This window comes from Halomonas sp. OfavH-34-E, assembly GCF_024124525.1.
Taxonomy (GTDB): Bacteria; Pseudomonadota; Gammaproteobacteria; order Pseudomonadales; family Halomonadaceae; genus Halomonas; species Halomonas litopenaei.
This window is the reverse complement of sequence record NZ_JAMXRY010000016.1, coordinates 40,828-66,938: the sequence shown is the minus strand read 5'-3', so window position 1 is coordinate 66,938 and position 26,111 is coordinate 40,828. Positions and strand designations below refer to the sequence as shown.

The following is a 26,111-nucleotide window of genomic DNA, read 5'->3' as shown; positions in this document are numbered from 1 at the left end:
TTCGCTACGAGCAACTCGCTTTCATTGCTCGCCGTTCTTGCACAACCTTCTTTACTACAACGGCCTGCCCCTCCCGACGAACGGCGGGAGGAGCCGGTTTTTTTGCCAGATCGCCGCCTCGGGCGTTGGCTTAGGCGCTTTCGTACAGACGGGTCAGCACAAACTCCCGATGCCCCAGCGCCTCGGCGGCGGTATTGCGGCCATTGGCGGTGCGCAGCATCATTTCAAGCAGCTGATCACCGGCCTCTTCCATGTTGATCTCGCGCTTGAGGATCGAGGACACATCGACGTCGATGTGCTCGCTCATGGTGCGCACGGTGCGCGGGTTGGCGCAGATCTTCACCACCGGCAGGATCGGGTTGCCGATGACGTTGCCCTGCCCCGTCGGGAAGAAGTGCACCACGTAGCCGGCGGCGGCGCACAGGGTCACCATCTCGGCGGCGGCGGAAGACGAGTCCATGAACCACAGGCCCGGCTTGTCCGGCGTTTCGGCCTTGTCCAGTACGCCATCCACCTTGCAGCGACGGCCGATCTTCTGGATGTTGCCCAGCGCCTTCTCCTCGATGGTGGTCAGGCCACCTTCGATGTTGCCCTTGGTCGGCTGGGACTCGGACAGGTCGCTGGTCTTGTGGCGGTCGATCATGTCGCTGTAGCGATCGAACATCGCCTGGAACTGTTCGCGCACCTCGGGGGTGGCGCAGCGCTCGGCCACCAGGTGTTCCCCGCCGGTCAGCTCTGAGGTCTCGCCGAATACCAGGGTGCAGCCGGCGTCGTACAGCTTGTCGAAGGCGTCGCCCACGGTGGGGTTGGCGCCGCAGCCGGAGGTGGTGTCCGACTCGCCGCACTTGGTGGACACCCACAGTTCGCTGACGTCGCACTCCTCGCGCTGGATCTCGCTGGCGTACTGGACGAATTCCTTGGCCTTCTTGGAGGCGGCACAGATGGTGTTGTGATCACCATTCTGCTCGATCCAGAAGCCTTCGACCGGCTTGCCGGTGGCCTTGATGCCGTCCACCACCTTGTTGGTCCAGCCTGGCTCGATACCGATCACCACCACCGCCGCCACGTTGGGATTGCAGCCGGTGCCGATCAGCGTGCGGAAGTGCAGGTCAAGATCGGCGCCGAACTGCAGGCGGCCGTAGGGATGCGGCAGCGCCAGTGCGCCCTTGATGTTGTTGGCAACCGCTTCGGCGGCAGCATTGGAAATGTCGTCCACCGGCAGCACGATCACGTGATTACGGACCCCTACACGGCCGTTTTCACGCCGATACCCCTGGAACTTGCGACCCTTGATTTCCATGCTTACCACCTCTTTGTCTTGACGTTGTGTACGTGCAGGTGCTCGCCCTGCTTGATCGGCTGGACGACGCGACCGATATCGACGCCGTACTTCATCACGGTGTCGCCCTCATCGAGGTCACGAATGGCCAGCTTGTGACCGATGGGAATGGCGTCGCTCACCTCGAAGGTGACCGTCTGGTCCTGATGCATGACCCAGCCTGTCAGGGTCTGCCCCGCCTCGACGCCTTCGACCACCACGACCCCGACACTGTCGTCGGCATCGTGCACTACGAAATCGATGCTCATGCTGCCCCTCTCCTGAACGAATGTTGTTGACGTTGTGATATCGCCGGTTGGCCCTGGGCAGGTGTCGCTTGCTGCCCTCACAACTCATGTATAGGACATAGGATATAGGTTAGTCAAGTATCAACTAGATTTCCCTCGAGCTATACTGGCGGCGAAGAAACGGGCCTCGCCCAACGCAAAGAAGGAACCCGCATGGATCAGCCAAGCCTCAGCTACCGACCGCTCTACCAGCAGATCAAGGAGGTGCTGCTTCAGCGCATCGTCTCGGGAGAGTGGGCACCCGGCACCTTTATCCCCAGCGAGTCGGCGTTAGCCAAGGAGTATCAGGTCAGTGTCGGCACCCTGAGAAAGGCGCTGGACTCCCTGGCTAGCGACAACGTGGTGATCCGCTACCAGGGAAAGGGCACCGTGGTCGCCACCCACGATCAGGACAGCTCGCTGTTTCGCTTCTTCCACCTGACCCGACTCGATGGCACCCGCTCGCTACCGACGTCGCGCATCCTGGTGCGCGAAAGGCGTCCGGCCAACGAAGAGGAAATGGAGGTGCTGGGATTGGAGGACGCAGACGACGTCATCCATATTCGCCGCGTCAGGGAGCTCGACGAACGCCCCGCCCTGCTCGAGGACGTGGTGGTCGCGGCGACACGCTTTCCGACGCTGGAAAGCCTGCCGGAGACCCTGCCAAACACCCTTTATCAGCTGTATCAGCAGCGTTTCGGCTGCAACGTCAGCCACGCCGAGGAACGCCTGTTCGCAGTGGCGGCGGGCAAGGACGAAGCCCACCACCTGGAAATCGCCGAAGGCAGTCCGATCCTCGAGATACAGCGGGTGGCAAGAGATATTCAGGAGCAGGCGCTGGAGTACCGAGTGTCCCGTTGCGAGACCCGGCATCACTGTTACTTCAACGAGTTGTAGCGCCCCGACCCAGCCAGGCTTGCTCGATTGATGGCCAGGCAGCGTGCCCGATGTGGGCAGCCACTACTGGCCTTGAAGGGTCGATCATTCTCTCCCCCGTGGACGATATCCTGGCCACGGGGGAGCCTCTCTCGTCAGCGGCTCTCCTCATCTGCGCCAACGCAGCGCCCCGCCTTGAGCCGCCACGTCCCCGCCAGACATACCGAGCGAGCCCCTTCGTCACTCCCGGTTAGTTTGTACTGATCTTCTTACAAATCCACCGCTTCCATTCATCCATCCATATCACCGATTCCCCCAGACAACCGATGATGCCTAATGTAGCCGTAACAAATAGATAACGGTTCGCCGTCGCTCGCCCCGTACAAGTCCGACCCGAAGTTCGACACACCTGAAGAGCGTTCCCGGACACGTTCTGGCGGAAGCGTGGGCATGGACACGCACAGGGAGCGCAAAGCAATGGAGAATGGCTCGGGCCGCTGGCTGGGATCACTGTTCGATACGGAACTCACGCAGGACGAACGACTGCTGAAACTCAGCGTCGGCAAGCATCCGCTGATTCCCCATCGACTGGTGGGCAATGAGCGAATGTCCCACCCCTTCCGCTACACCCTCGACTGCATTTGCCAACACGGAGATATCGAGCTCAGGCACCTGCTGGCAATGCCGGCCGAGCTCGACATTCGCCAGGCAGACGGCAGCTATCAACGACGATCAGGCTTCGTCGATACGGCAGCACTACTGGGAGAGGATGGTGGAGTCTTCTATTACCAGCTCGGGATAGTGCCCTGGCTGTCGCTCCTGCAACTCGGTCAGGACAGCCGCATTTTCCAGGACATGAACGTGCTGGATATTCTGGAAACGGTATTCTCGGCTTACGACGTGGCCAACGGACGCTGGCTCATCCGCAGCCAACGCCCGTATGCGGCCCGCAGCTATTGTGTTCAGTACCGCGAAAGTGACTTCCACTTCATCAGCCGGCTGATGCAGCAGGAAGGCCTCTACTACTTCTTCGAACACAGCGCCGATCAGGGCCGCTATCCAGGGCATCGCATGGTGATCACCGACGACCTCACCGTCTGTCCGGCGGTCTCCCCCAGGGCGATTCGCTATCACCGTCAAGCCGCCACGGAGCACCAGGACAGCATCACTCAGTGGGGAGGTATCCGTCACCAGCAACCGACCCGCATGACCATCGGCACCTGCGACTACCGGCAACCATCACGGCCCCGCCAATACGCACTGGATACCCTGCCCGACCAGGGAAATCTCAGTCCCCAGGAGTTCTACGACTATCCCGGGGCCTACTACTACGATACCTTCGATCGCGGCCGTACCCTGGTGGACAACCGCCTGCAGGCAGTGGAATCCCTGGCCAAGCGTTTTCGAGGCGCCGGCGGCACCCGACAGTTGCAGGCTGGCCATATCTTCTCGCTGGAACAACACGAACGTCACCTGCACGGCGATGCCAGCGAGCGTGAATTCGTCGTGCTCGACCTCAATATCCAGGCCGAGAACGCCCTGCCGGTATCCGCCCACCTCAGCACCCTGCCGGGCAGCCTGCAGCAAGCCCTGGATCAGGCAAGAAGCGCCCACGGTCTGCAGGACGAGAGCCCTCACCAAGACGACTACCAACGTGCCGGCACCGGCCACTACCTGGTTGACTTCGAGTCGCAGCGCACCGTCGTGCCCTTTCGATCCACACTGGATCATCCACGCCCTGTTGTCGGCGGCCCCCACACTGCCATCGTCGTCGGCCCCGAAGGCGAAGAGATCCATACCGACCGCCTCAACCGCGTCAAGGTGCAGTTCCATTGGGATCGCAACGGACAGCACGACGATCGCTCGAGTTGCTGGTTACGGGTGTCCGAAGCCAATGCCTGCGCCGGCTGGGGGTCCGTGTTCGTGCCACGCATCGGCCAGGAGGTCATCGTCGACTTCCTCGAGGGCGATCCGGATCGTCCCCTCATTACCGGCCGAGTCTACAACGGTGATGCACAACCCGAGTGGCATTCCAACGGCCTGCTTTCGGGCATCAAGTCAAAGACCTACCGAGGCAGCAACTACAACGAACTGGTGTTTGACGACGCCACCGACCAGGAGCGTATCCGCCTCAACTCGGAACACGCCAAGAGCCAGCTCAATCTGGGCTACCTGATACATCAGCACGGCAACACCCGCGGGGACTTTCGTGGCACCGGCTTCGAACTGCGTAGCGATGCCTATGGCGCAATCCGCTCGAATCAGGGGCTGTTGCTGACCAGTTGGGGGCAGCTGGGGGCTGCAGGCGACCAGCTTGCGACAGGGCCCATCCATCAGGAACTGTCCAGCGCCTGGCACCTGTCCGATCGCCTGAGCAAGAGCGCCATGGAACACGGCGCCGATGTGCTGGAGACTCGCCTCGACCTCAAGCAGGCCGCCGAGGACACCCGGCAGATCTACGGCGAGCCAAACAGTAGTGCCGCCGACAGCGACGAGCAGTCCACCGCCGAGGCCGGCAGCCAGGCAGGCACCGGACAGGCATCCTGTCTCAAGCAACCCTGGCTGCATCTTGCCTCACCGGCCGGCATCGTCTTGAGTACGCCCGCATCGACACACCTCGCCCAGCACGAATCGTTCAGCGCCAGTTGTGGCGAAGACATCAACCTGGCCAGCGGACGCAGCCTGGTGGCCACTATCCGCGAGCGCCTGTCGCTGTTCGTGCAACGAGCCGGCATCAAGCTGTTCGCCGCCCGAGGCAAGGTAGAGGTGCAGGCCCAGAGCGACCAGATGGCGCTGAGCGCGGAAAAGACCCTCTCCATCACCTCCACCGAGGGCAAGGTGCGTATCGAGGCTGCCCAGGGCATTGAGTTCATCAGCGGCGCAGGCGTCCTGCGCATCAAGGACGGCGATATCCAGATCCACGGCCCGGGTCTTGTCAGCCTCAAGGCCACCACGCACAGCTTGGCCGGGCCTTCATCGCTGGATCCCGCGCTTCCCTACCTGCCGGACTTCGCGCCGAAAATCTGCCCACGCAGCAACGGCCAGGCCAGCAAGGACGGCGGCGGCATCGTGGAGGGCAACTGATGTCGAGCGAACCGGCAAGCTCAACTGACAACACACTCCAGCGCCTTCGTCTGCAGGCCAGCACCTCCAGGCTCTACGCACTGATCGATCCTTCCCAGGACGAGCGCTGGCAACTTTCCTGCGACGAACTGGAACTGGCGACCAGGCAGTTTCGCATCATCGCCAACCCCTTTATCGACCTGCCTCCATGGCGGCGGCTCTACCTCAAACCGCTGGAGGTGCGGGACGTCGACATCCCCGAGCTGGTAGCGCAGCAACGTAGCAGCCTGCCAAGCAAGCGCACGGAGCCAAGCGGGTTTTGCGCCTTGGTCACCTCGTCGGTCCTGTCGATCTCCCTGAGTCGGTGGATCGAACGCCAACTGACGGCGACCAGTCCCGAAGGCAAGACATGCCTTCTGCGTTTTTTCGATCCAAGGGTGATGGAGCTGCTCGCCTTTCTGCTGGAACCCGGTCAGAAAACCCTGCTATTGCACCCCTTCACCGGCTGGTTCTATTTCGACCACCAGCAGGTCCTGCGTGAAATGGAGATTCCCCGGGAGCCGCCTCCAGCGCCCTTCACCTTGTCACCGGAACAATGGGCCTCGCTCAAACGCAGCGGCACCATCAACCACCTGATCGACAAGTGGCGCTCGCTTGAGCCTGACAGTGCAGCGGAGGCATCACCAGAGCGTATCAACGCGCTGATGCGTACGGCTGAACGGCATGGACTCCACACGCCTGCCGACCAGCAAAGGTTTGTCCTGCATGGTCTCCACGTGGGGGATGACTTTCACCGACACCCCTTCATGCAGCGCCTGTTGGAAAGCATCGGTCCGAGCCAGCGCTACGGCGATCTGACCGCCGCCCTGCCGGTTGCCGAGTGGAACGAGATCTCAACCTGGACGAGGAATACGGCTCATGGTCAATCCAGACCTGCTCAAGCGGATTGATGACGCCTGCATCGATCTACCCGGCGTGCAATCAGGACAGTGCCCTCTGTGCGAGAGAGTGGGTCTCCCCATCCTGCCGGTGCGCTTGACTGTGTGTGAGCGCACCTCGTTGACCTCCGGCTTCACCGAGTTACCGACGGACAGGGTAACGGAGTTCACCGATATCCGGCTCAACCAGGCCGTGACCGACCAGGGGACGTCACCACGCACGCTGGGAGAACCCGTACGCAGCTATCTGGGCGACACCACCGGTAGCCAGGTCAGCAAATATATCCTGCGCCAGCTCAGACCCGGCTACTTCTATCTGCTCGACGACGAGAACACTCGCAATACCAGCGACGCCGGCACCACCGGGGATCGCGTCAACCACAACTGGTATGCCTATGTGGTCACGACTGATGGCATGTTCTACCAGTATTCCGTCGGCGAGGCGCCCCCCTCCCCGGAACAACCCGAATTCGCCTGCGGGCTGAACGACGAGGAACGGCGCTTCAAGACGGTCAGCGCTTCGACCATCGCCCTGGACAGCGTCGACACCGCCACCAACATCTACTACCTGTACAGCGAGCACGCGCTTCCCATCACCTTTCTCAACCACCTGCGCACCGCCTCCCACAGTGACGGTCGGCGCCTGCGCGACGTGGCCATGCAGCGCTTCGACGTCGCCGCCTGGCGCGACAACAAGACCCAGCAGCCCTTCGCTTTCAGCGCCGAGGAGCTCTCGCTGGTCGCCGAGTACAGCGACAATGCCGCCGGCATGGAGGCCTTCTTCTGGCCCGATCAGAACAATCGCCAACTATTCACCCGCGAGGAACTGCGCCAAGCCATGGGACAGCGTCTTCGCGCCGCCTCGCAGCAATTAAAGGACAAGAGTCTGGTACTGGCGGTGCATGATGAAGTCGGCCTGATCAACGAACTCAACGCCTACCGCCAACGACCATTGGAGCTGCTCGAGGAGTTTCTTCAGCAGCATGACCCCCAGGGTTACCTGAATCGGCGCAACCTGCTGTGCTACAAGGCCATCGAGATCTTCGAGGAAAATTACCGAATACAGCGGCAGATTGCCCAGGCCCCCATGAACCAGCGGATTGAAGAGGCCAGCCAACCGACCATCGACTCCAAGCAGCAACGGATAAATCAGATAGATCGGCAGATCGAAGCGATACGCTCCGACGGCGATCCCAACTGGCTAGATAGACAGCGGATCGAAACACTACGTATTGAAAGGCGCGACCTGCAGCGTCAGATCGATGCAGAAAGGAGGAGCATCGAACTGCTGACCCAGGAACCCGAGCAACTTATCTCCGCCTACAACAAGGAGCTAGCGGACTACTATACCTTGCCGGACGCTCCCGTAGATCCCGAGACAGGGAAACGCATTAACCCCGAGCTTGAAGACTTCAAGGCGAAGTACAAAGCGCTGGTGGAGCGGATCAATCAGCTGGTACGGGCCTTTGATGAGGACTACTCCCTGTGGGTCGAGGCACACCTTGATCGCGTCACAGTACGCTACTCCGACGATGTCTATGCACCCGGGCTGGGACTGAGCGGAGTACTCTCCAACGCACTGCTGGGCGGCATTCTGAGTGATGCCAGCAAATGGTTGTGGGACAGGCTAGCCAGCGCCATCGACTCAACTGATTCATTGCTGATGAAGGCCATGTTCTCCAACCAGCGTCGCTTGATCGACGACGCCATTACCGTTCGCCAGGCGCTACCGGCCAAAGCCTACGTACCGCCCAGGGTCTTGCTCACATGGCGGGAGCAGTATCGTGAGCTGCTGCATGGCGAGCGTGAGTTTCGCTACGACACCACCATGGCCGGACTCATCGCCACCATGGGCAACAGTCTCTACGCCCAGGCGCTACAGGACGCCTCCAAGGTCATTCCCGACACGCCACCGGACCCAAATTCTACCGCTGACGCGGACGCCGGCAACGATGGTGGTACAACAAATATCAACAGCAACAACAACGCGATCGACGCGGCAGACCTCCCATCCGTCAAGGCGCTGGAAAGTTTCAACCGCTATCAGCAGTTGATCATTACCGGCAGCTACGACGTGCAGCAGATCCAGGCGTCACAGGACGCCAATGACCCTGCCCAGTACCTCCACCTGCCAGTGCTGGCGAGCGTTTCCGTCGGCCGCAAGGACTTCCACGACTGGCTGGACACGCTGACGCGCCAACTCTATCCCAAAGGCAAGGCCAACCCCGACGCCTCCGGTGCTCTGCAGTTCCACGAGGACGACGGCGTGGGAGGCAACTTCTCCGTCACCCATATCGAGAATGACCATCAAATCACCGTGGTCATCCCCATCGATACGACCGCCCCGGACTTCCTGGAGCGCTTCAACACCACTACCGATGACTTCGACGAAGACGATATTGCCAAAAGCAACTGGAACGATCGGCAAAATGCGCGCGATCTAGGCAGCTACATTGCACAGGGCATCGGCGGCACCAATCACCCCGCCGTTGCAGGCCTCAGGAATACGTCCACGAGGGTTCAACTGCTACTGATCTACTACAACAACTTCAGCATCCTCAACAGCGAATTTTCCTCTGGCGACGCAGACGGCATCCAGGTAACGCTTGCATTGACAAAACTCATCATTGCCTCGGTCGACACCTTGCAATTCGCTGCCACTCTTTTGGCCAGTACCGACGGCGCCCTGGCATCGCTCGTCCGGCGCCTGCAGATCCTCAGGCTGCCAGGCGACGCCATCATAGGGGTACTCAGTATCGCGGATGGTCTTGACAAACGTGCCAACGCCCATCGGGCGGCCTTGTTGGGCCTGCCGGAGAGTATTCAGAATAAACACAGGACCGCCGGCAATATCGATGTTGCCAACGGTGTCGTCGCCTTGGTCATTGTCGTAGCTGTCGCTGTTGGGCCCATTAGCGCACCTGTCGCTCTTTTCGCGGGTGTTGCCAACGGGGTGGTTACCTCCGTTTTGAAACTCATCCTTGGGCCTGGACTCAACATCCTGGTCGCCTTCGCCGTCTCCTGCTGGGTGACCCGCTGCCGATATGGCGTTCGCGATGAGCTAGGCCAGGTACTGCCCTACGACTCCATGGAAGAGGAACAGAATGGCTTGGAACTGGTGTTCAAGGGCGTGACGGTGGAGATGTTGCTGCAAGAGCCAGATGACTACGAAAGCTATGGGGTGGTACCGACTCAAGGGCAATGGGATATCGTCAGGGAGCGCTCCCGTCAGCTACCACGCACGCTTAGCATTCTGGTCACCGTACCGGATTTGGATAGCATGGAGATTAAATTAAAACTAAAGCTAGGGGAGGGATTAGAAAAAGAGGACATACTATTTCAGGAAAACTATATAAAAACCAAAGGTAGCGACACACTGACAACTAGACAAGAAAACAACCCAAACATAGAGAAAGATGATCGAGCAACAACATCAAAGCACAACGGAATTCACACCATATCCATTAAAGATCACCTTCATAGCAACCATCCACCAAAGTTGCTTTCGCTATACGTTAGCTTCCTAGACTCAGATAATGCGGACACTGCTAATTTCGGAACATTCACGATGAGAATTTAATGTGCCAAACATTCATCAACGCCTAGCAATATTAATTTTATCTCTTCTGACAATAGCCAGCATTTCGGGCTGTGATAACGCCTCCACTTTCAGCCTTATAAAATCTCAGCCCATAACTATTGTCGAAATGGAAGGAACACCTTATCTTATCTCAAACACACCCCAAAATAAACCCTACTGGGACTACTTAAAAAACACAACAGAAGATCAAATTAAAGAAAGAAGTCGAAACGGAGATGGAGAGGCCACCTTTTTATTGGGCCTTATTCACTTTGGTCAGATCACAGGATTCGAGCGGCAGCCTGACACAAGCGAAGGCTCGAAATTACTTCAAGAGGCATGGAGACTTGGCGTTATAGATGCCGGTTACTCTCTCTTCACCGTCTACTACAAGGGAATTGGCACACAAGTCAACAAACCACTTGCCCTGGCCTATCTCCAGGCATCGGCGGAAAAAGGCTATATTCTTTCCCAGAAAGATCTTGGCCATGCCTACCGTGGCGCCGATCCTCAGGACCTAGTGGATGAAGATATCCAGCAGGCGAAAATCTGGTTTACCGAAGCCGCCGAACAGGGTGATGCCGAGTCCGCCACCCAGCTTGCCGGCATCTACCGAGAAGGGACTGGTGTCCCTAAAGATGAACAAACAGCATTTGAGTGGCTAAAACGCGCAGAAGATATGCCTTTTAATGGATTTCTGAGCCACCGAGGCCTTGCCAACTACTACGAACATGGCATCGGCACCGAGGTAGATCTGGTTCAAGCATATAAGTACTACGACCTCCAGGATCCTGCTGGAGCGCCAGACAAACGTCGCCTTGAGGCAATAATGACTCCTGAGCAGGTTCAGGAAGCCATTCGCCTTTCACGCGAGTGGCAAGAGGAACACGGTGTTTTCGTACCAAGTTACTATGGACTTGAGTATCAACCCGACGGCAGTTTTAAGTAACACTGACGACACTACAGAGATATTCCACCGGTACCGCCAACCGGCGGTTCTTCGGTGGGCAGCTCTCTATGTCACCCTAAGAACCACTACCGTCTTCGTTGGCGCGGAGATCATCGAACCCGGTGCTTTGTTCACCGTTCCAAAAAGTGCGGCTTGCCCTCAACCCTCACCGTATACGCTGCGCGAACCGTCTCCTGCTGGGTGACCCGCTGCCGATGTGGCGTTCGCGATGAGCAAGGCCAGGTACTGCCCTACGAGTCCATGGAAGAGGAACAGAATGGCCTGGAGCACCAGCCGGATGGTAGCTACAAGTAGCAAGAATGCTATGTCTTCGTTTTATATGTTCGTTTCCCTTCCCCAGTACTACCACACATCCAGTTTTTGGGGACGCTTCGACACTTGGTGTAGACGTATGCTGCCTACCTTACATATGTGAAATTCACTCAGGAAAAAAGGAGCCTTGATAAACCAGTCGTAACTTATTACAGGAAGTAAACTACACAAAGGAGTGTGTAATGCCTAAACGTCCTATTTCCATATCAATCATCTGCTGCGCCCTGATGATATTTTCCACAGTACAATTTGGGTTAATGATGAGAGGCTATGAAAGCATCGACTTTACCATAAAAATGCATATGATTGGGCTGCCTAGGGGAATGCAGTCATTATTACTAACCGTTAATGCTACTATGCTACTATATACAGCAATGATGATATTCGCTCGTCTAAAAAGAGGGAGAAATATCTTTGTATTCTGGCACGGCTTAACTCTTCTGTTTTTGTTTTTCATTAACTTCGACAAATCAATAACAAATTTATTATTGTTGTTTTTTATAATATCTACCTTTTTCCTATATCGTCAAAAAGCCAATATCTATTTCAATTCTCTCGTCTCATGACGGTATCATCATGAGAAAATTATTTGGTATTCTCTTTCTAACGATCTGCGCCTTTTTCGTATATACAGTGGGCCTGCTGGCCTTCTTCGATGTCCCAGAAACCGGGAATGTAAAGTTTGAAGTAATGGGGGAATATTGCATACCTCTGGCAGGATTCCTGTTACTTGGCCTGGTGGTATACCCTAGGTCAAATTGGATGACATTGTCAGGCATCACGCTACTATCAGGGCAGGCAGTCAATGTCTTGATTACTTTTCTATTGATATCGTTCAAGCGATCGGAAGAGCTTTCTAACGTTATGGACACAAGCGCTTTCGATTATTTCAGCGACTACCTCTCCGGCTTCTCGATCATGATCGGCGTCGCTTTGCTTGGCGTCATTCTGCTTGCTTTGGGGCGCGTATACAGAAAATCACACGAGGCTCTCGATGGAGTGTCACCATGAATTCAACAGCAGAAGGAATCGGTGAGGGTTATCGATAGAGCGCAAAAGGCCGGCATCACTGCCGGCCTTTTCTGTTGCGCCCGTCGCTTGGGTCAGGCGACCTGACGATCAGTCACCGAAGGGATTGCGCAGGACGATAGTCTCGTTGCGGTCCGGGCCGGTGGAGATGATGTCGATGGAGGTGCCGACCTGCTCCTCGAGGAAGCTGATGTAGGCGCGGGCGGCGTTGGGCAGGTCCTCGACGCGCTTGACGCCCAGAGTCGACTCGCTCCAGCCCGGCAGGTCCTGGTAGACCGGCTCGATGGCCTCGTAGCCTTCGGAGTCCACCGGGTTGTCGAGCACTTCGCCGTCCTTGCTGCGATAGCCCACACAGACACGGATGTTCTCGAGACCGTCGAGCACGTCGAGCTTGGTCAGGCAGATGCCGGATACCGAGTTGATCTGCACCGCGTGACGCAGCGCCACGGCATCGAACCAGCCGCAACGACGGGCGCGACCGGTGGTGGCACCGAACTCGTGGCCCTTCTCTGCCAGGTGACGGCCGTGTTCGTCGAACAGCTCGGTGGGGAACGGACCAGAGCCGACACGGGTGGTGTAGGCCTTGGTGATACCCAGCACGTAGTCCAGATACAGCGGGCCGACGCCTGAACCGGTAGCGGTGCCGCCGGCGGTGGTGTTGGAGCTGGTGACGTAGGGATAGGTGCCGTGGTCGATGTCCAGCAGCGAGCCCTGGGCGCCTTCGAACAGGATGTTCTCGCCACCCTTGCGCAGGTCGTGGACCAGGCTCACGGTGTCGGTGACCATCGGACGCAGCTCTTCGGCCATCTCCATGGCGCTTTCCAGGGTCGCCTGGAAGTCCACCGGCTCTTCGCCGTGGTACTTGGTCAGCACGAAGTTGTGGTAGTCCAGCACCTCGCCCAGCTTGGAGGCGAAGCGCTCACGATGGAGCATATCGCCCAGACGCAGGCCACGGCGGGCGACCTTGTCTTCGTAGGCCGGGCCGATGCCGCGACCGGTGGTGCCGATCTTGGCGATGCCACGAGCCTTCTCGCGAGCCTGATCCAGGCGCACGTGGTAGTCGAGGATCAGCGGACAGGCCGGCGACAGACGCAGGCGCTGGCGCACCGGTACGCCCTTGCTCTCGAGCTCGCGGATTTCCTTAATCAGCGCCTCCGGCGACAGCACCACGCCGTTGCCGATAACGCAGGTCTTGTCCTCGCGCAGCACGCCGGACGGAATCAGGTGCAGGACGGTCTTTTCACCGTCGATGACCAGGGTGTGGCCGGCATTGTGACCGCCCTGAAAACGCACCACGGCGGAGGCGGACTCGGTCAGCAGGTCGACGACCTTGCCCTTGCCTTCATCGCCCCATTGGGTACCCAGTACGACTACGTTCTTGCCCATTGCAGTTCTCGTCTCTTCTTGGTTGCGCCTTGGCGCCACAGTCGATTAAAGCGCCACGCCCCGGCGCCCCGGTATTGCTTGCCAGACAGTGCCAGGCACTGCCGATCGGATCATGTCGCCAGCGGTTCGAGCACCCAGCGCTGGTCTCGGGCCACCAGCTGCTCGCTGCAGCCGTGTCCTGCCGCGCGCTGTCCGGGCAGCCCCTGGATCACCCGGCGCCCCTGGCGCCTCAAGGCCTGAACCGCCTCGTCGAGGCCCTCGGCGTCACCTTCCGCCGGCGCCCAGACGCTGTCGCTGGCGGCCTCGCTGGAGGCCAGCGTCGCCAACAGCTTCAGATCCATCGAGAAGCCGGTAGCAGGCCTGGCGCGACCGAAGGCACGGCCGGTGTCGTCGTAACGCCCGCCCTTGGCCAGGGCTTGACCGTACCCCGGCACGTAGGCGGCGAACATCATGCCGGTGTGGTACTGATAGCCGCGCAGCTCGGCCAGGTCAAAGTAGCAGGCCACCTCGGGGTGCTCGCGATGCACGCCCTGATACAGCTCGCACAGCTTGTCGAGGGCGTCGTTGACCGCCTGGGGCGCCTCGGCAAAGGCTTCGCGGGCCTGGTCGAGCACCTCGGGGCCGCCGTGCAGCTCGCCCAGGGTGCGGAACATGGCCGCCAGAGCGGGATCGCTTACCGCCCTGGACACCTCTGCCTCTAGCTGCCCCGGCGACTTCAGCGCCAGCGCCGCGGAGATGGCGTATTCGGCCTCGGCGTCGAGCTCGGCGACCTCGACCAGGTTGCGGTAGATGCCGACGTGGCCAAGCGCCAGGTGCACCTCGCCGGCGCCGGAGGCCGAGAGGCTCTCCAGCGCCAGGCGCAGGATCTCGAGATCCGCCGCCAGGCTGGCGCTGCCGAACAGCTCGACACCGACCTGGACCGGGCTGCGCCCGCCCTGATGCTTGTCGGCCTTGGCTCGCAGCACATTGGTGCAGTAGCACAGACGCACCGGCCCTTCGCGCTTGAGCGAGTGGGCATCGATGCGCGCCACCTGCGGCGTGACGTCGGCGGTCACCCCCATCATGCGCCCGGTGAGCTGGTCGGTGAGCTTGAAGGTCTGAAGGTCGAGATCGGTGCCGGTGCCGGTCAGCAGGGAGTCGAGAAACTCCACCGGGGGCGGCATCACCTGGTCGTAACCCCAGAGATGGAAGAGGTCGAGCAGCGCCCGGCGCAGCTCCTCCATACGACTGGCCTGAGGCGGCAGCACCTCGTCCATGCCGTCGGGCAGGAGCCAGCGGTCAGCGATGGTCATGTCGATATCCTGCTTGGTCGATATCTTGCTTAGACGGTGGGCCTGGTCCGCGCGCACGCAAAACCTCGCGCACTGGTGAAATCCGGGAACTCATCTCGGAGCGGTCTCGGAACTTCTGGCGTGCTGGCGAATGCGTCGGACGGAACGATGTCGGGAATGACGGCCACAAAAAAACCGGGCCACGCCCGGTTTACCGATTCTATCACGTTTGGCCGCCAGTTGAACCCCGCAAGGGCGGCATTCGCCCTTGCGGTCGGCGGCCAGGGGCCACCGCTAGCCCTGGGGCTGGCTGCCAGCTCCCTGGGGATCGGCGCTCTTGAGGTAACGGAAGAAGTCGCTGGAGGGATCCAGCACCATCATGTTGCCCTCGCCGGCACCGAAGGAGTCGCGATAGGCGTTGAGGCTACGCCAGAAGCGATAGAACTCGGTATCGCCCTCGTAGGCGTCGGAGTAGATACCGGCGGCCTCGGCGTCACCCTCACCACGCAGGGTCTCGGCACGCTCGTTGGCCTGGGCCAGCAGCACCTGACGGCGGCGATCGGCGTTGGCACGAATCCGCTCGGACTCCTCCTGGCCCTGGGCACGCCACTCGCGGGCCTCACGCTCACGCTCGGAGCGCATGCGATCGTACACCGCCGAGGACACGTCCTCGGGCAGGTCGATACGCTTGACCCGCACGTCGAGGATGGCCACCCCGATCTCTTCGCGCATCAGCTTGTCGAGCTCCTCGGTGGGGCCGGACATCAGCTCGTCACGCTTCTCGGAGATGATCTGCTGCAGGTTCAACTGGCCGAACTCGTTACGCAGGCTCTCGTCGACCCGCGGCTGGATCAGGCGAACCGCCATCAGTTCGTCACCGGCCGTGGCCTCGTAGTAGCGAGTGGGGTTGACCACCTGCCACTTGACGTAGGAGTCCACGATCACCGCCTTCTGCTCCTGGGTCAGGTAGCGGCTGGCGTCGGTATCCAGTGTCAGCACCCGGGTGTCGAACTTGCGAATGGTCTGGGTGATCGGCACCTTGACGTGCAGGCCCGGCTGGATATTTTCCTCGATGATCTCACCGAAGCGCAGCTTGACCGCACGCTCGGTCTCGTCGACCACGTAGAGGCTGTTGCTGGCCAGCCAGGCGGCGGCGGCCAGGCCGCCGACGATGAGCAGGGATCGATTATTGATCATTTAGCGACCCTCCCGCTGAATACCGGTGTCACGACCGTTGCGGTTCGAGCTTGAATTGGAGGCCGCGTTGGCGGACTCGGCACGGATGCGCTCCAGCACCTGCGGATCGAGCTGATTCTCGGCGTCGGCAGCGGTGGACGTGCCCAGACCACGGCCGATACGGTCCATCGGCAGCACCATCAAGGGGCCATCCTGATCGACGTCCACCAGTACCTTGTTGGTCTGGCCGAGCACCTCGGAGATGGCGTCGAGGTAGAGACGCTCGCGCATCACCTCGGGGGCATTGCGATACTGGGTCAGCAGTGCGGTGAAGCGGTTGGCCTGACCACGCGCCTCGGCGACCACTGATTCGCGGTAACCCTGGCCCTGCTCGACGATACGCTGCGCCTGACCCTGAGCCGCCGGGATGATGGCGTTGGCGTAGGCCATGGCCTGGTTGATCGTGCGCTGACGATCCTCGCGGGCACGGATGACGTCATCGAAGGCGTCCTGCACCGCATCGGGCGGCGAGGTCGACTCGACGTTCAGGGTCACCAGACGGATACCGGTACCGTAGTTGTCCAGGTAGGTCTGCAGACGGCTGGTCACGGCACTGCCGAGGATCTCACGACCCGAGGTCAGGATGTCGATCATGTCGGTGCCACCGACCACGTGACGCAGCGCCGAGTCGAGGGCGTTTTCCAGCGACAGCTCGGGATCACGCACGTTGAGCACGTAGTCACGGGGCGCTGCCACCTGGTACTGGGCCGAGATCTCGACCGAGACGATGTTCTCGTCCTGGGTCAGCATCGACTGGGTCTGGCTGACCGAGCGCACGCGGGTAACGTTGACCATGCGCACGTCGTCGATCAGCGGCGGATTCCACTGCAGACCCGGAGTGACGACTTCCTGGAACTTGCCGAAGCGCAGCACGACGCCCCGCTCCGACTGGTCGACCAGATAGAAGCCGCTGGCCGCCCATACGGCGAGACCGATGATGATCAACAGTCCCGGCAAGGCGAAGGTATTGCGCGGGCGATTGCCGCCGCCCTTGCCGCCATCCTTGCCACCGCCGCGCTTGCCGCCGCGGCCGCCGAGCATGCCATTGAGCTTGTCCTGAAACTTCTTCAGGGCCTCATCGAGGTCGGGGGGACCCTGATTGTCGCCACCGCGGTTGCCACCGCCCCCATTACCGCCACGGCGCCCCCCGCCACTCCAGGGGTCGTGCTGGTTGCCGTTGCCGCCACCAGGCTCATTCCAGGCCATACGTCGTCTCCACTCTGTGCCCCCGCCTAGACGAGGCGCATCGATTGCGATCCTTGGAAAACACTGCATACATTGCTGCGCTCGGCATCTCGGCCGCCGGCGGTGCTCAAGGTTCTCATTTAACCCTGTGTCGACTCCGACCTCCGGCGGCGACCTACCTGTCGTCGCTCGCGACATTTCTTCAGTGCTTTCCTTGTGGCGTCACCATCCGGGCGACGCTCTTGCCGACCCGTCAGGCGGGTCGGTTCAGGCTTCCCAGACGTCGCGTTCCTGCAGCGCGACGGGAAGGTAATCCGCGGCACGCTCGCCAAGGCGTGCCATCAACTGATTGAAGTCACGACGCGGCAGACGCACATCCAGCTGCGTCTGGCCGTCCTCGTCGAAGGACTCGTCGCGCACGGCATTCAGCTCATGCAGCGCCGCGCGCAGCTTGCCCTGCTCCGGCGTCAGGGTCAGCGAGAAGTCGATGATGTCTTCCGCCAGCCGCTCGGTCAGGGCCTGGGTCAGCAGGTCCAGTCCCAGCCCCTTCTGCGCCGACAGCCACACCGTCTGCGGTACCCCGTGCTCGTCGCGCTCGATGCGTGGCGAACTGTCGAACAGGTCGATCTTGTTCATCACCTTGAGCGTCGGCACGTCCAGCGCGCCGATCTCGTCGAGCACCGCCTCCACCTGGGTGACGTTGAGCTCACGATCAGGATCCGCTGAGTCGATCACATGCACCAGCAGGCTGGCCTCGGCGGCCTCCTGCAGGGTGGCACGGAACGCCTCGACCAGCTTGTGCGGCAGGTGGCGGATAAAGCCCACCGTGTCCGCCAGCACCACCGGCCCCACGTCCTCGACCTCAAGACGCCGCAGCGTAGGGTCGAGAGTAGCGAAGAGCTGGTCCGCCGCATAGACCTCAGACGCCGTCAAGCTGTTGAAAAGCGTTGACTTGCCGGCGTTGGTGTAGCCCACCAGCGAGACGCTGGGGATCTCGGCACGCGAGCGGGCGCGGCGATTCTGGCTGCGTTGGCTACGCACCTTGTCCAGGCGCTTGTGGATCGACTTGATGCGCGCACGCAGCAGGCGGCGGTCGGTCTCGAGCTGGGTTTCACCCGGACCGCGCAGGCCGATACCGCCCTTCTGGCGTTCCAGGTGGGTCCAGCCTCGCACCAGCCGCGTGGACATGTACTCGAGCTGGGCCAGCTCCACCTGCAGCTTGCCCTCGTGAGTCCGCGCCCGCTGGGCGAAGATATCCAGAATCAGGCCCGTACGATCGAGCACACGACACTTCAGCGTCTGCTCGACGTTGCGTTCCTGGGAAGGACTGAGCGCGTGGTTGAAGATCACCAGCTCGGCCTTGTGTACCGCCAGGGCCTCGCCGATTTCCTCGAGCTTGCCCGACCCCACGAAACTCCTGGGGTCGGGTCGTTGCCGCGAGCCGGTCACGAGGGTTGCGGGTTCGGCACCCGCCGACCTCACCAGCTCGTGGAACTCACCGGGATCTTCGCGCTCCTTCTCGTCCTGAAAGTCGATATGGACGAGTACCGCCGTTTCACCGGCGTCGGGACGTTCAAAAAACAATCAATACCTCACGAAATATCAGCTCTCCGGCTGCGCAGCTGGATCCTGGGCCGGCAGACGCACATTGCGTGACGGCACCACCGTGGAGATGGCGTGCTTGTAGACCATCTGGCTGACGGTGTTGCGCAGCAGGATGACAAATTGGTCAAAGGATTCGATCTGGCCCTGCAGCTTGATGCCGTTGACCAGGAAAATCGATACCGGAATGCGCTCCTTGCGCAGAATGTTCAGGTACGGGTCTTGAAGGGACTGCCCTTTGGACATGTTGCTCTCCCTGAAGTGTCTTAGGGTTTTAGGTTATGGTGCCGCCCGCCGAGGTCTTCAAGACGGCGGGCGACAGGTATTCGGTTGTTCGGCGGGACCCTGCAAGTGGTCGCACGAACTCGTTATCTTACGCTAAGTCCCCGCTTCGCGCACGAGTTTCACGAGGCGCTCGGCGGGGTCGGCCGCCAACGGGTCCACCCAGGTCAGCGCAGGCCAGCTACGCATCCAGGTCAGCTGCCGCTTGGCCAACTGACGCGTCGCCACCACGCCACGATGAATGAACGTCTCACGATCAAACTCGCCATCCAGGTACTGCCATGCCTGACGATAGCCCACGCTCTTCATCGATGGCAGCGACAGCGTCAAATCGCCACGCGCCTTGAGCGCCGCCACTTCATCGAGAAATCCGCCGTCCAGCATGGCGGTGAAGCGCCTGGCGATTCTCTCGTGCAGCACGGAGCGCTCGGCGGGAGCGAGCCCTATGGACAGCAGACGAAAGGGAAAGGTTTCACGACGCTGCTCATTCCACAGCTCGCTCATCGGCCGCCCGGACAGCTCGAACACTTCCAGCGCCCGCATCAGGCGCTGAGGATCATTGGGGTGAATGCGCGCGGCCGACTCGGGATCGACCTCGCCCAGGCGCCGATGCAACGCCTCGAGGCCGTCCTGCTCGGCCTGGCGGGACAGGCGTTCACGCACGGCGCTGTCCGCCGAGGGCAGGTTGGCGACCCCCTCGACCAGGCGCTTGTAGTACATCATGGTGCCACCGACCAGCAGCGGCAGCCGACCACTGGCGGCGATATCGTGCATCTCGGCCAGGGCATCGTCGCGAAACTCTGCCGCCGAGTAGGCCTGGGCCGGATCACGGATATCGATCAGTCGATGGGGCGCCCGGGCGAGTTCCTCGGCCGAGGGCTTGGCCGAGCCGATGTCCATGCCGCGATAGATCATCGCCGAATCGACGCTGATGATCTCGCCACCCAGGCGCTCGCGGATCTCGATGGCAAGATCGGTCTTGCCCGCCGCCGTGGGGCCCATCAGCAGCAGCGCCAGCGGTCGGTCGTCCTGCGCAGGCGGCGTGGCCGCGGCCGGAGCGTCTGTCGGCGCCATCATTGCCCTCGCAGAAACAGCCGGTCCAGATCCTTGAGGCTCATCTGGGTCCAGGTGGGGCGGCCATGGTTGCACTGGCCGCTGCGCTCGGTGCGCTCCATGTCGCGCAGCAACGCGTTCATCTCGGCAATGGTCAACTGGCGATTGGCGCGTACGCTGCCGTGGCAGGCCATGGTCGACAGCAACTCGTTGATGTGGGCCTCGATGCGATCGGAGCGGCCGTAGCGCTCCAGGTCCGAGAGCATCTCGCGCACCAGCGGTTCCACGTCGGCATCGGCCAGCAGCGCCGGCACCTGGCGCACCAGCAGGGTCTCTGGACCGGCGGCATCGAGTTCGACACCAAGCCGGGTGAAGGCTTCGCGCTCGCGCTCGGCGGTCTCGACCTCGGCGGCGCTGACCGCCAGCGACACCGGTACCAGCAGCGGCTGGGCGTCCAGCGCGCCACCGTGGACCTGGGTCTTCATGCGCTCGTAGACGATGCGCTCGTGGGCCGCGTGCATGTCCACCAGCACCAGCCCCTGGGCGCTCTGGGCCAGAATGTAGATGCCGTGCAACTGGGCGATGGCGTAGCCCAGTGGCGGCGCCTGGGTGGCGTCGTCTTCCGGCATCACCTCAGGCGTCGACGAGGTGAGCGATGCGCCGCCGACCCCGGCAGGGGACTCACTAGCCGCGCCAGCGGCGCCGGGCCAGGTTCTCGGCGTGGGGCTATGGCGCTCGGCCTGGGCCGTGCCGGCGGCCAGACCGCCGGCGCCAGGGCCTCCTGGCTGCGGCGTCAGCAGGCTGTCTTCGTGGTCCGGGTGCAGCTTGCGGTAGCCGTCCATGAAGGCGCGCACCCGGTCCGGGGTGACACCGCCCTCGCCCTCGCCCTCGTCGCGGCGCGGGTGCAGCGCCATGGGCTGCTGCTGCCAGGAGGGCTGTTGCTGAGACGGGTGTTGCCCAAGGTTCCCGCCCTGGGGAGCCGGTTCGCGGATCTCGCCGGTCTCGGGGTCGACATCGAGACCATCGGTATCGGTGCTCGCTTGCTGACCCGGATGCTGGCCGTCCTGGTGCCCGGCGCGGGCCTCGCCCAGCGCCCGGTGCAGGCTCGAGAACAGAAAGTCGTGGACCATGCGCCCGTCGCGAAAGCGCACCTCGTGCTTGGTCGGGTGGACATTGACGTCCACCACCGTGGGGTCCACGTCCAGATAGAGCACGAATACCGGGTGGCGACCATTGAACAGCACATCGCGGTAGGCCTGGCGGATGGCGTGGGCCACCAGCCGGTCGCGCACCACCCTGCCATTGACGAAAAAGTACTGCTGGTCGGCCTGGGCGCGGGAGTGGGTCGGTAGTCCCACCCAGCCCCACAGGCGCAGGCTGCCGGTGGCGATGTCCAGGGTCAGGGCATTGTCCAGGAAGTTCTTGCCCAACAGCGAAGCGAGACGTCGCTCCACCGCGTGGTCATCCCGTGCCACCGGCAACTGGTGGATGGTCTTCTGGTTGTGGCGAAGGGTCCAGCCGATGTCGAAGCGCGACAACGCCTGGCGCCGAAAGGCCTCCTCGACATGGTTGAACTCGGTCTTTTCGGTACGCAGGAACTTGCGCCGGGCCGGAGTGTTGAAAAACAGATCACGCACCGCCACCGAGGTACCACGAGGATGGGGTGCCGGCGTGACGCGGGGCTCCATGCGCCGCCCTTCGGCCACCACCCGCCAGCCGCCCTGAGGGTCCTGCTCGACGTTGGAGGTCAACTCGAGTCGCGACACCGAGCTGATCGAGGCCAGCGCCTCGCCACGAAAGCCGAGGCTGGCGACGCCCTCGAGCTCCTCCAGCGACAGGATCTTGCTGGTGGCGTGTCGTGACAGCGCCAGCGGCAGGTCCTCCTCTCCGATGCCGGAGCCATCGTCACGGATCCGGATCAGCCGGGCACCGCCGGACTCGATGTCCACCTCGATGCGGGTGCTGCCGGCGTCGATGGCGTTCTCGATCAGTTCCTTGACCACCGAGGCCGGGCGTTCCACCACCTCACCGGCGGCGATCTGGTTGGCCAGCCGGGGGTCGAGAATCTTGATCGAGCGGCGCTGTGACACCTGGACGCCAGGCTCGCTCTCACACGGGATATCACTCATGAACTGGGAATCCTCAACACCTGGCCGACGCGAATGACGTCCCCGGACAGCTCGTTGACCTGCTTGAGCGCGCTGAGCGCCACGCCGTGACGCGAGGCGATGGCGGACAGGGTGTCGCCTGGCTGGATGCGATACTCGTTGGTAGCGGTGGACCGCCCCTGATCGCGCTGCCAGGCCAGCAGGCTTGCCGGTGGCGGGTTGCGCTCGAAGTGCGAGCGGATGCCGCCGAACACGGCGCTCATCATCCGCTGCTGGTAGCCGCCGTCCTTGAGTCGTCGCTCTTCCTCGGGGTTGGAGATAAAGCCCGTCTCCACCAGCAGGGAAGGAATGTCCGGGGACTTCAACACCACGAAGCCGGCCTGCTCGACCCTGGGTTTATGCAGATCATTGATGCGCCCGATGCGACTAAGCACCTCATCGCCGATGGTCAGGGAGTCATTGAGGGTCGCGGTCATGGTCAGGTCCAGCAGCACACCTCTGAGCACCTGATCCTTGTCATCCAGCGACAGGTTGCCGTCGACCCCGCCGATCAGATCCGAGCGGTTCTCGCTGGCCGCCAGCCACTTGGCGGTCTCCGAGGTGGCTCCGCTCTGGGACAGCGCGAACACCGAGCTGCCGTGGGGACGCGGACTGTTGAAGGCGTCGGCGTGAATGGAGACGAAGAAATCGGCCTTCTGCTCGCGGGCGATCAGGGTGCGCTGACGCAGCCCGACGTAGTAGTCGCCGTCGCGGATCAGCACCGCCTTGAAGCCGGGGGAGTCGTTGATCATGCGCGCCAGGCGATCGGCCATCTGCAGCACCACGTCCTTCTCGCGGGTACCGCTCGGGCCCAGCGCGCCGGGGTCCTCGCCACCGTGCCCGGCGTCCACGGCGATGATGATGTCGCGCTTGGGATGGGGCTGAGCGGTGTCGATCACCGGTGCTGCCTCCACCGGGTCACGGCCCTCTGCCACCGCCACGGTCTTGGCCCGCTCGGCGGCGATCTCCTGCTCACGGATCATCGACTCGATCGGATCGATGGGGTCTTCCACCGCGCTCTCGCCGGGGTACTCCAGATCCACCACCAGACGATCGCCGTACTGGTTGTTGGGCGCCAACGAGAAGTGACGCGGCTCGATGGCACGGCTGAGCTCGAGCACCACGCGCAGATCGCCGCCATCGCGCACGCCTGTGCGCACCGAGCTGATGGCGCTGTTGGACAGGTCCATGCTGGCAGGATCGGCGGCCAGGCTGGTGCCACTGAGATCGATGACCAGCCGGCGCGGGTTGTCGAGCTCGAACACGTTGGCGGTGGCCGGCGCCGACAGGTCGAACACCAGCCGCGAGTGATCCGGCGCGGCCCACAGGCGCATGTTGTCCACGCTGGCGGCCTGGGCAAGGCTCGAAAGCGTAAGGCCCAGTGTGGCCACCAACGCCAATAGACCAGCACCCATACGGGCCGAAAGGCGACGCCTCATGCCTTGCCTCCCGCCAGTCGTTGATCGCGGGAGACTTCATCTTCCAGGCGCGTCAGCAGCACTTCGCCCAGGGTCGTGGCGGCGCTGATGCGCGCCTCGCGCCCTTCTGTCTCGGCGTGGCTTAGCGCCACCTCGAGATCCGGCGGCGTCAGCCAGCCCTCGCCGCGCTCGGCCCACTCCACCAGGCACAGATGCCCCTCGGCGAGCAGATCGCGCCCACCGATGAACTCAAGCTCCTCGGGATCGCCCAGGCGGTAGAGGTCAAAGTGGTGCAGCGTGACCGGCTCCCCGTCCAGCGAAAGCTCGTAGGGCTCCACCAGGGTATAGGTAGGACTCTTCACCGCACCTTGATGGCCGTAGGCGCGCAACACACCGCGAGCCAGGGTGGTCTTGCCGGCCCCAAGCTCTCCCGACAGGTGGACGCGTCCTCGTCCTTGCAAGGCCCGTCCCAGGCACTCCCCCAGTGCGACCTGGCGGTCTTCATCATCGAGTCGCAGCTGCATCTTCCTCGCCCATCGTCGGATTGACCAATTTTCGTGCACAGGATGCCAGATCGCTGGCCAACAGACCACGCTCACCGCCCTCTCTCGCCGCCATGTCACCGGCCAGGGCATGCACCAGCACGCCCAGCCGCGCGGTGCGTTCCAGTGACCAGCCCGGGGCCTGGCCCTGGGCCATCAAGCCCGCCAGCACACCGGTCAGGGTATCGCCCATGCCGCCGCTGGCCATGCCCGGGTTGCCGAAAGGACACAGCGCCAGGCCGTCTGGACCCGCGATCAACGTTCCGGCCCCCTTGAGCACGATCACCCCGCCCCAGCGTTGCTGCAGGGCGCGCGCGGCACCGGGGCGGTCCGCCTCGACCTCGGCCACGCTGGTCTCGAGCAGGCGTGCCGCTTCTCCCGGGTGGGGGGTCAGGATCCAGTCGTCACGCCGCTGATCGGCAAAGCGGCTGACCAGCAGATTGAGGGCATCGGCGTCCAGCACCAGCGGAATCGAGCGCTTCAGCGCGGTCTGCAGCACCGATTGGCCCCAGCTCCCCTGACCAAGCCCTGGCCCCACGGCGAGCACACTCAGGCGATCCAGCAGCTCATCGAGTTCCCTGGCATGGGTCACCCCACGCGCCATGACCTCGGGGCAGCGCACCAGACTGGCGCCGACGTGTTCCGGCGCGGTGGCCAGCAGCACTCGGCCAGCGCCCACCCTGGCGCAGGCCTCTGCCGCCAGCAGCGCCGCCCCGCCGAACCCGGGTGCGCCACCGAAGATGCCGGCGAATCCGGCGGCGCCCTTGTGCATGTCGCGTTCACGCGGAGGCAACGCCAGGTTCACCAGGCTCGACTGCAGGCGCCAGGCGGTGGGCGTGATATCGTCATGGGCCAGGGCGTCCACCCCCAGTGATTCCACCACCACCTCGCCGGCCAGGGCGGCGCCACGCCCGGTGTGCAGTCCCAGCTTGTCGGCGATAAAGGTCACCGTCATCACCGCCCTGACCGCCATGCTGGGCTCGGCGCCGCCGTCGGCGGTGATGCCCGAGGGAATATCCACCGCCAGCACCGGACACCGGCTTTCATTGATGGCGGCGATGGCCGCGGCGTAGGTCGGACGCAGGTCGCCGGCAAAGCCGGTACCGAGCATGGCATCGACCACCACGTCCCCTTCCACGCGCAATCCTTCTCGCCATTCGATAAAGCCGACACCGGCGTCGTCGGCCATCTCGGCCGCGCGCAAGGCGTCACCCTTCAGGCGTTCACGCGGGGTCAGGGAAATCCGCTGCACCTGGCGCCCTTCGGTCGCGGCCAGCGCTGCCAGCACATGGCCGTCGCCGCCGTTGTTGCCGCCACCGCAGAACACCGTCAGCGACTTGGTCGCCGGCCAGCGCGCCTTCAGCCAGCGCCAGGCGACGCCGGAGGCCCGGTGCATCAGGGCGAAGCCGTCGCTCTCACCGGCGATCGCCCGGCGGTCCAGCTCGCGTACCTGCTCGGCGGTGTACAACGGAGTCTGTCCTGGCTCAATCACGCCGCCGTCCAAGATGTCCATGCGGTTCTCCCTTCGATCGTGATGGTCTACCATGGCGGTCACTTCCTTCCCTATGAAGTCTAAGCCCTTCTCCTCTCGCGCCAAGCGCAGAGCCGGGCTGTCT

General features: G+C 62.3%; 19 protein-coding genes. 6 read left to right on the top strand and 13 right to left on the bottom strand.

Going from position 1 to position 26,111, the window contains the following annotated elements:
* Nucleotides 1-130: 130 nt before the first annotated feature.
* Together NH448_RS09130 and NH448_RS09125 are read right to left on the bottom strand one after the other, a co-directional pair.
* Complete coding sequence (locus NH448_RS09130; protein WP_045993108.1) at nt 131-1,300, bottom strand: UxaA family hydrolase; 1,170 nt, start codon at nt 1,298-1,300, stop codon at nt 131-133.
* A gap of 2 nt (nt 1,301-1,302) precedes the next feature.
* Nucleotides 1,303-1,587, bottom strand: a complete 285-nt coding sequence (locus tag NH448_RS09125; RefSeq protein WP_045993107.1) for a UxaA family hydrolase — start codon at nt 1,585-1,587, stop codon at nt 1,303-1,305.
* A 192-nt stretch (nt 1,588-1,779) separates the two neighbouring features.
* On the opposite strand from NH448_RS09125, the gene NH448_RS09120 reads away from it, so the two are divergent.
* The 6 genes from NH448_RS09120 (at nt 1,780) to NH448_RS09095 (ending at nt 12,355) form a co-directional block, all read left to right on the top strand.
* Nucleotides 1,780-2,502, top strand: a complete 723-nt coding sequence (locus NH448_RS09120) for a GntR family transcriptional regulator (protein WP_045993106.1) — start codon at nt 1,780-1,782, stop codon at nt 2,500-2,502.
* A gap of 456 nt (nt 2,503-2,958) precedes the next feature.
* On the top strand, nt 2,959-5,565 hold the full coding sequence (gene tssI / locus NH448_RS09115; RefSeq protein ID WP_045993105.1) for a type VI secretion system Vgr family protein: 2,607 nt from the start codon (nt 2,959-2,961) through the stop codon (nt 5,563-5,565).
* A complete protein-coding gene (locus NH448_RS09110; protein WP_045993104.1) occupies nt 5,565-6,494 on the top strand; it encodes a DUF4123 domain-containing protein in 930 nt (309 codons plus the stop codon). The genes tssI and NH448_RS09110 overlap by 1 nt, the downstream gene beginning before the upstream one ends.
* A complete protein-coding gene (locus NH448_RS09105; RefSeq protein ID WP_045993103.1) occupies nt 6,463-10,062 on the top strand; it encodes a T6SS effector BTH_I2691 family protein in 3,600 nt (1,199 codons plus the stop codon). The genes NH448_RS09110 and NH448_RS09105 overlap by 32 nt, the downstream gene beginning before the upstream one ends.
* Nucleotide 10,063: 1 nt before the next feature.
* Complete coding sequence (locus NH448_RS09100; RefSeq protein WP_083970437.1) at nt 10,064-11,011, top strand: tetratricopeptide repeat protein; 948 nt, start codon at nt 10,064-10,066, stop codon at nt 11,009-11,011.
* Nucleotides 11,012-11,920: 909 nt separating this feature from the next.
* Nucleotides 11,921-12,355: a hypothetical protein gene (locus NH448_RS09095; RefSeq protein ID WP_045993101.1), complete on the top strand. Its 435-nt coding sequence runs from the start codon at nt 11,921-11,923 to the stop codon at nt 12,353-12,355.
* Between the two features lie 108 nt (nt 12,356-12,463).
* On the opposite strand, the gene NH448_RS09090 is transcribed toward NH448_RS09095, so the two are convergent.
* From NH448_RS09090 to NH448_RS09040, 11 genes are all read right to left on the bottom strand, one after another.
* Nucleotides 12,464-13,759 carry an adenylosuccinate synthase gene (locus NH448_RS09090; RefSeq protein WP_045993100.1) on the bottom strand — a complete coding sequence of 432 codons (1,296 nt, stop codon included), beginning with the start codon at nt 13,757-13,759 and terminating at the stop codon, nt 12,464-12,466.
* A gap of 110 nt (nt 13,760-13,869) precedes the next feature.
* Complete coding sequence (locus tag NH448_RS09085) at nt 13,870-15,051, bottom strand: ATP phosphoribosyltransferase regulatory subunit (RefSeq protein ID WP_045993099.1); 1,182 nt, start codon at nt 15,049-15,051, stop codon at nt 13,870-13,872.
* Nucleotides 15,052-15,324: 273 nt separating this feature from the next.
* Complete coding sequence (hflC, locus tag NH448_RS09080; protein ID WP_045993098.1) at nt 15,325-16,227, bottom strand: protease modulator HflC; 903 nt, start codon at nt 16,225-16,227, stop codon at nt 15,325-15,327.
* Entirely contained in the window at nt 16,228-17,472 is a 1,245-nt protein-coding gene (hflK, locus tag NH448_RS09075) for an FtsH protease activity modulator HflK (RefSeq protein ID WP_045993097.1), read from the bottom strand.
* Nucleotides 17,473-17,718: 246 nt separating this feature from the next.
* Nucleotides 17,719-19,035: a ribosome rescue GTPase HflX gene (hflX, locus tag NH448_RS09070; RefSeq protein WP_045993096.1), complete on the bottom strand. Its 1,317-nt coding sequence runs from the start codon at nt 19,033-19,035 to the stop codon at nt 17,719-17,721.
* Nucleotides 19,036-19,053: 18 nt separating this feature from the next.
* Complete coding sequence (gene hfq, locus NH448_RS09065; protein ID WP_045993095.1) at nt 19,054-19,299, bottom strand: RNA chaperone Hfq; 246 nt, start codon at nt 19,297-19,299, stop codon at nt 19,054-19,056.
* Between the two features lie 132 nt (nt 19,300-19,431).
* On the bottom strand, nt 19,432-20,409 hold the full coding sequence (gene miaA / locus NH448_RS09060) for a tRNA (adenosine(37)-N6)-dimethylallyltransferase MiaA (RefSeq protein WP_045993120.1): 978 nt from the start codon (nt 20,407-20,409) through the stop codon (nt 19,432-19,434).
* Entirely contained in the window at nt 20,409-22,517 is a 2,109-nt protein-coding gene (mutL, locus tag NH448_RS09055; protein ID WP_045993094.1) for a DNA mismatch repair endonuclease MutL, read from the bottom strand. The genes miaA and mutL overlap by 1 nt, the downstream gene beginning before the upstream one ends.
* Entirely contained in the window at nt 22,514-23,974 is a 1,461-nt protein-coding gene (locus NH448_RS09050; RefSeq protein ID WP_083970436.1) for an N-acetylmuramoyl-L-alanine amidase, read from the bottom strand. The genes mutL and NH448_RS09050 overlap by 4 nt, the downstream gene beginning before the upstream one ends.
* Complete coding sequence (gene tsaE, locus NH448_RS09045) at nt 23,971-24,477, bottom strand: tRNA (adenosine(37)-N6)-threonylcarbamoyltransferase complex ATPase subunit type 1 TsaE (RefSeq protein WP_045993093.1); 507 nt, start codon at nt 24,475-24,477, stop codon at nt 23,971-23,973. Before tsaE ends, NH448_RS09050 begins: the two co-directional genes overlap by 4 nt.
* Nucleotides 24,458-26,008 carry a bifunctional ADP-dependent NAD(P)H-hydrate dehydratase/NAD(P)H-hydrate epimerase gene (locus NH448_RS09040; RefSeq protein ID WP_045993092.1) on the bottom strand — a complete coding sequence of 517 codons (1,551 nt, stop codon included), beginning with the start codon at nt 26,006-26,008 and terminating at the stop codon, nt 24,458-24,460. The genes tsaE and NH448_RS09040 overlap by 20 nt, the downstream gene beginning before the upstream one ends.
* Nucleotides 26,009-26,111 lie beyond the last annotated feature (103 nt).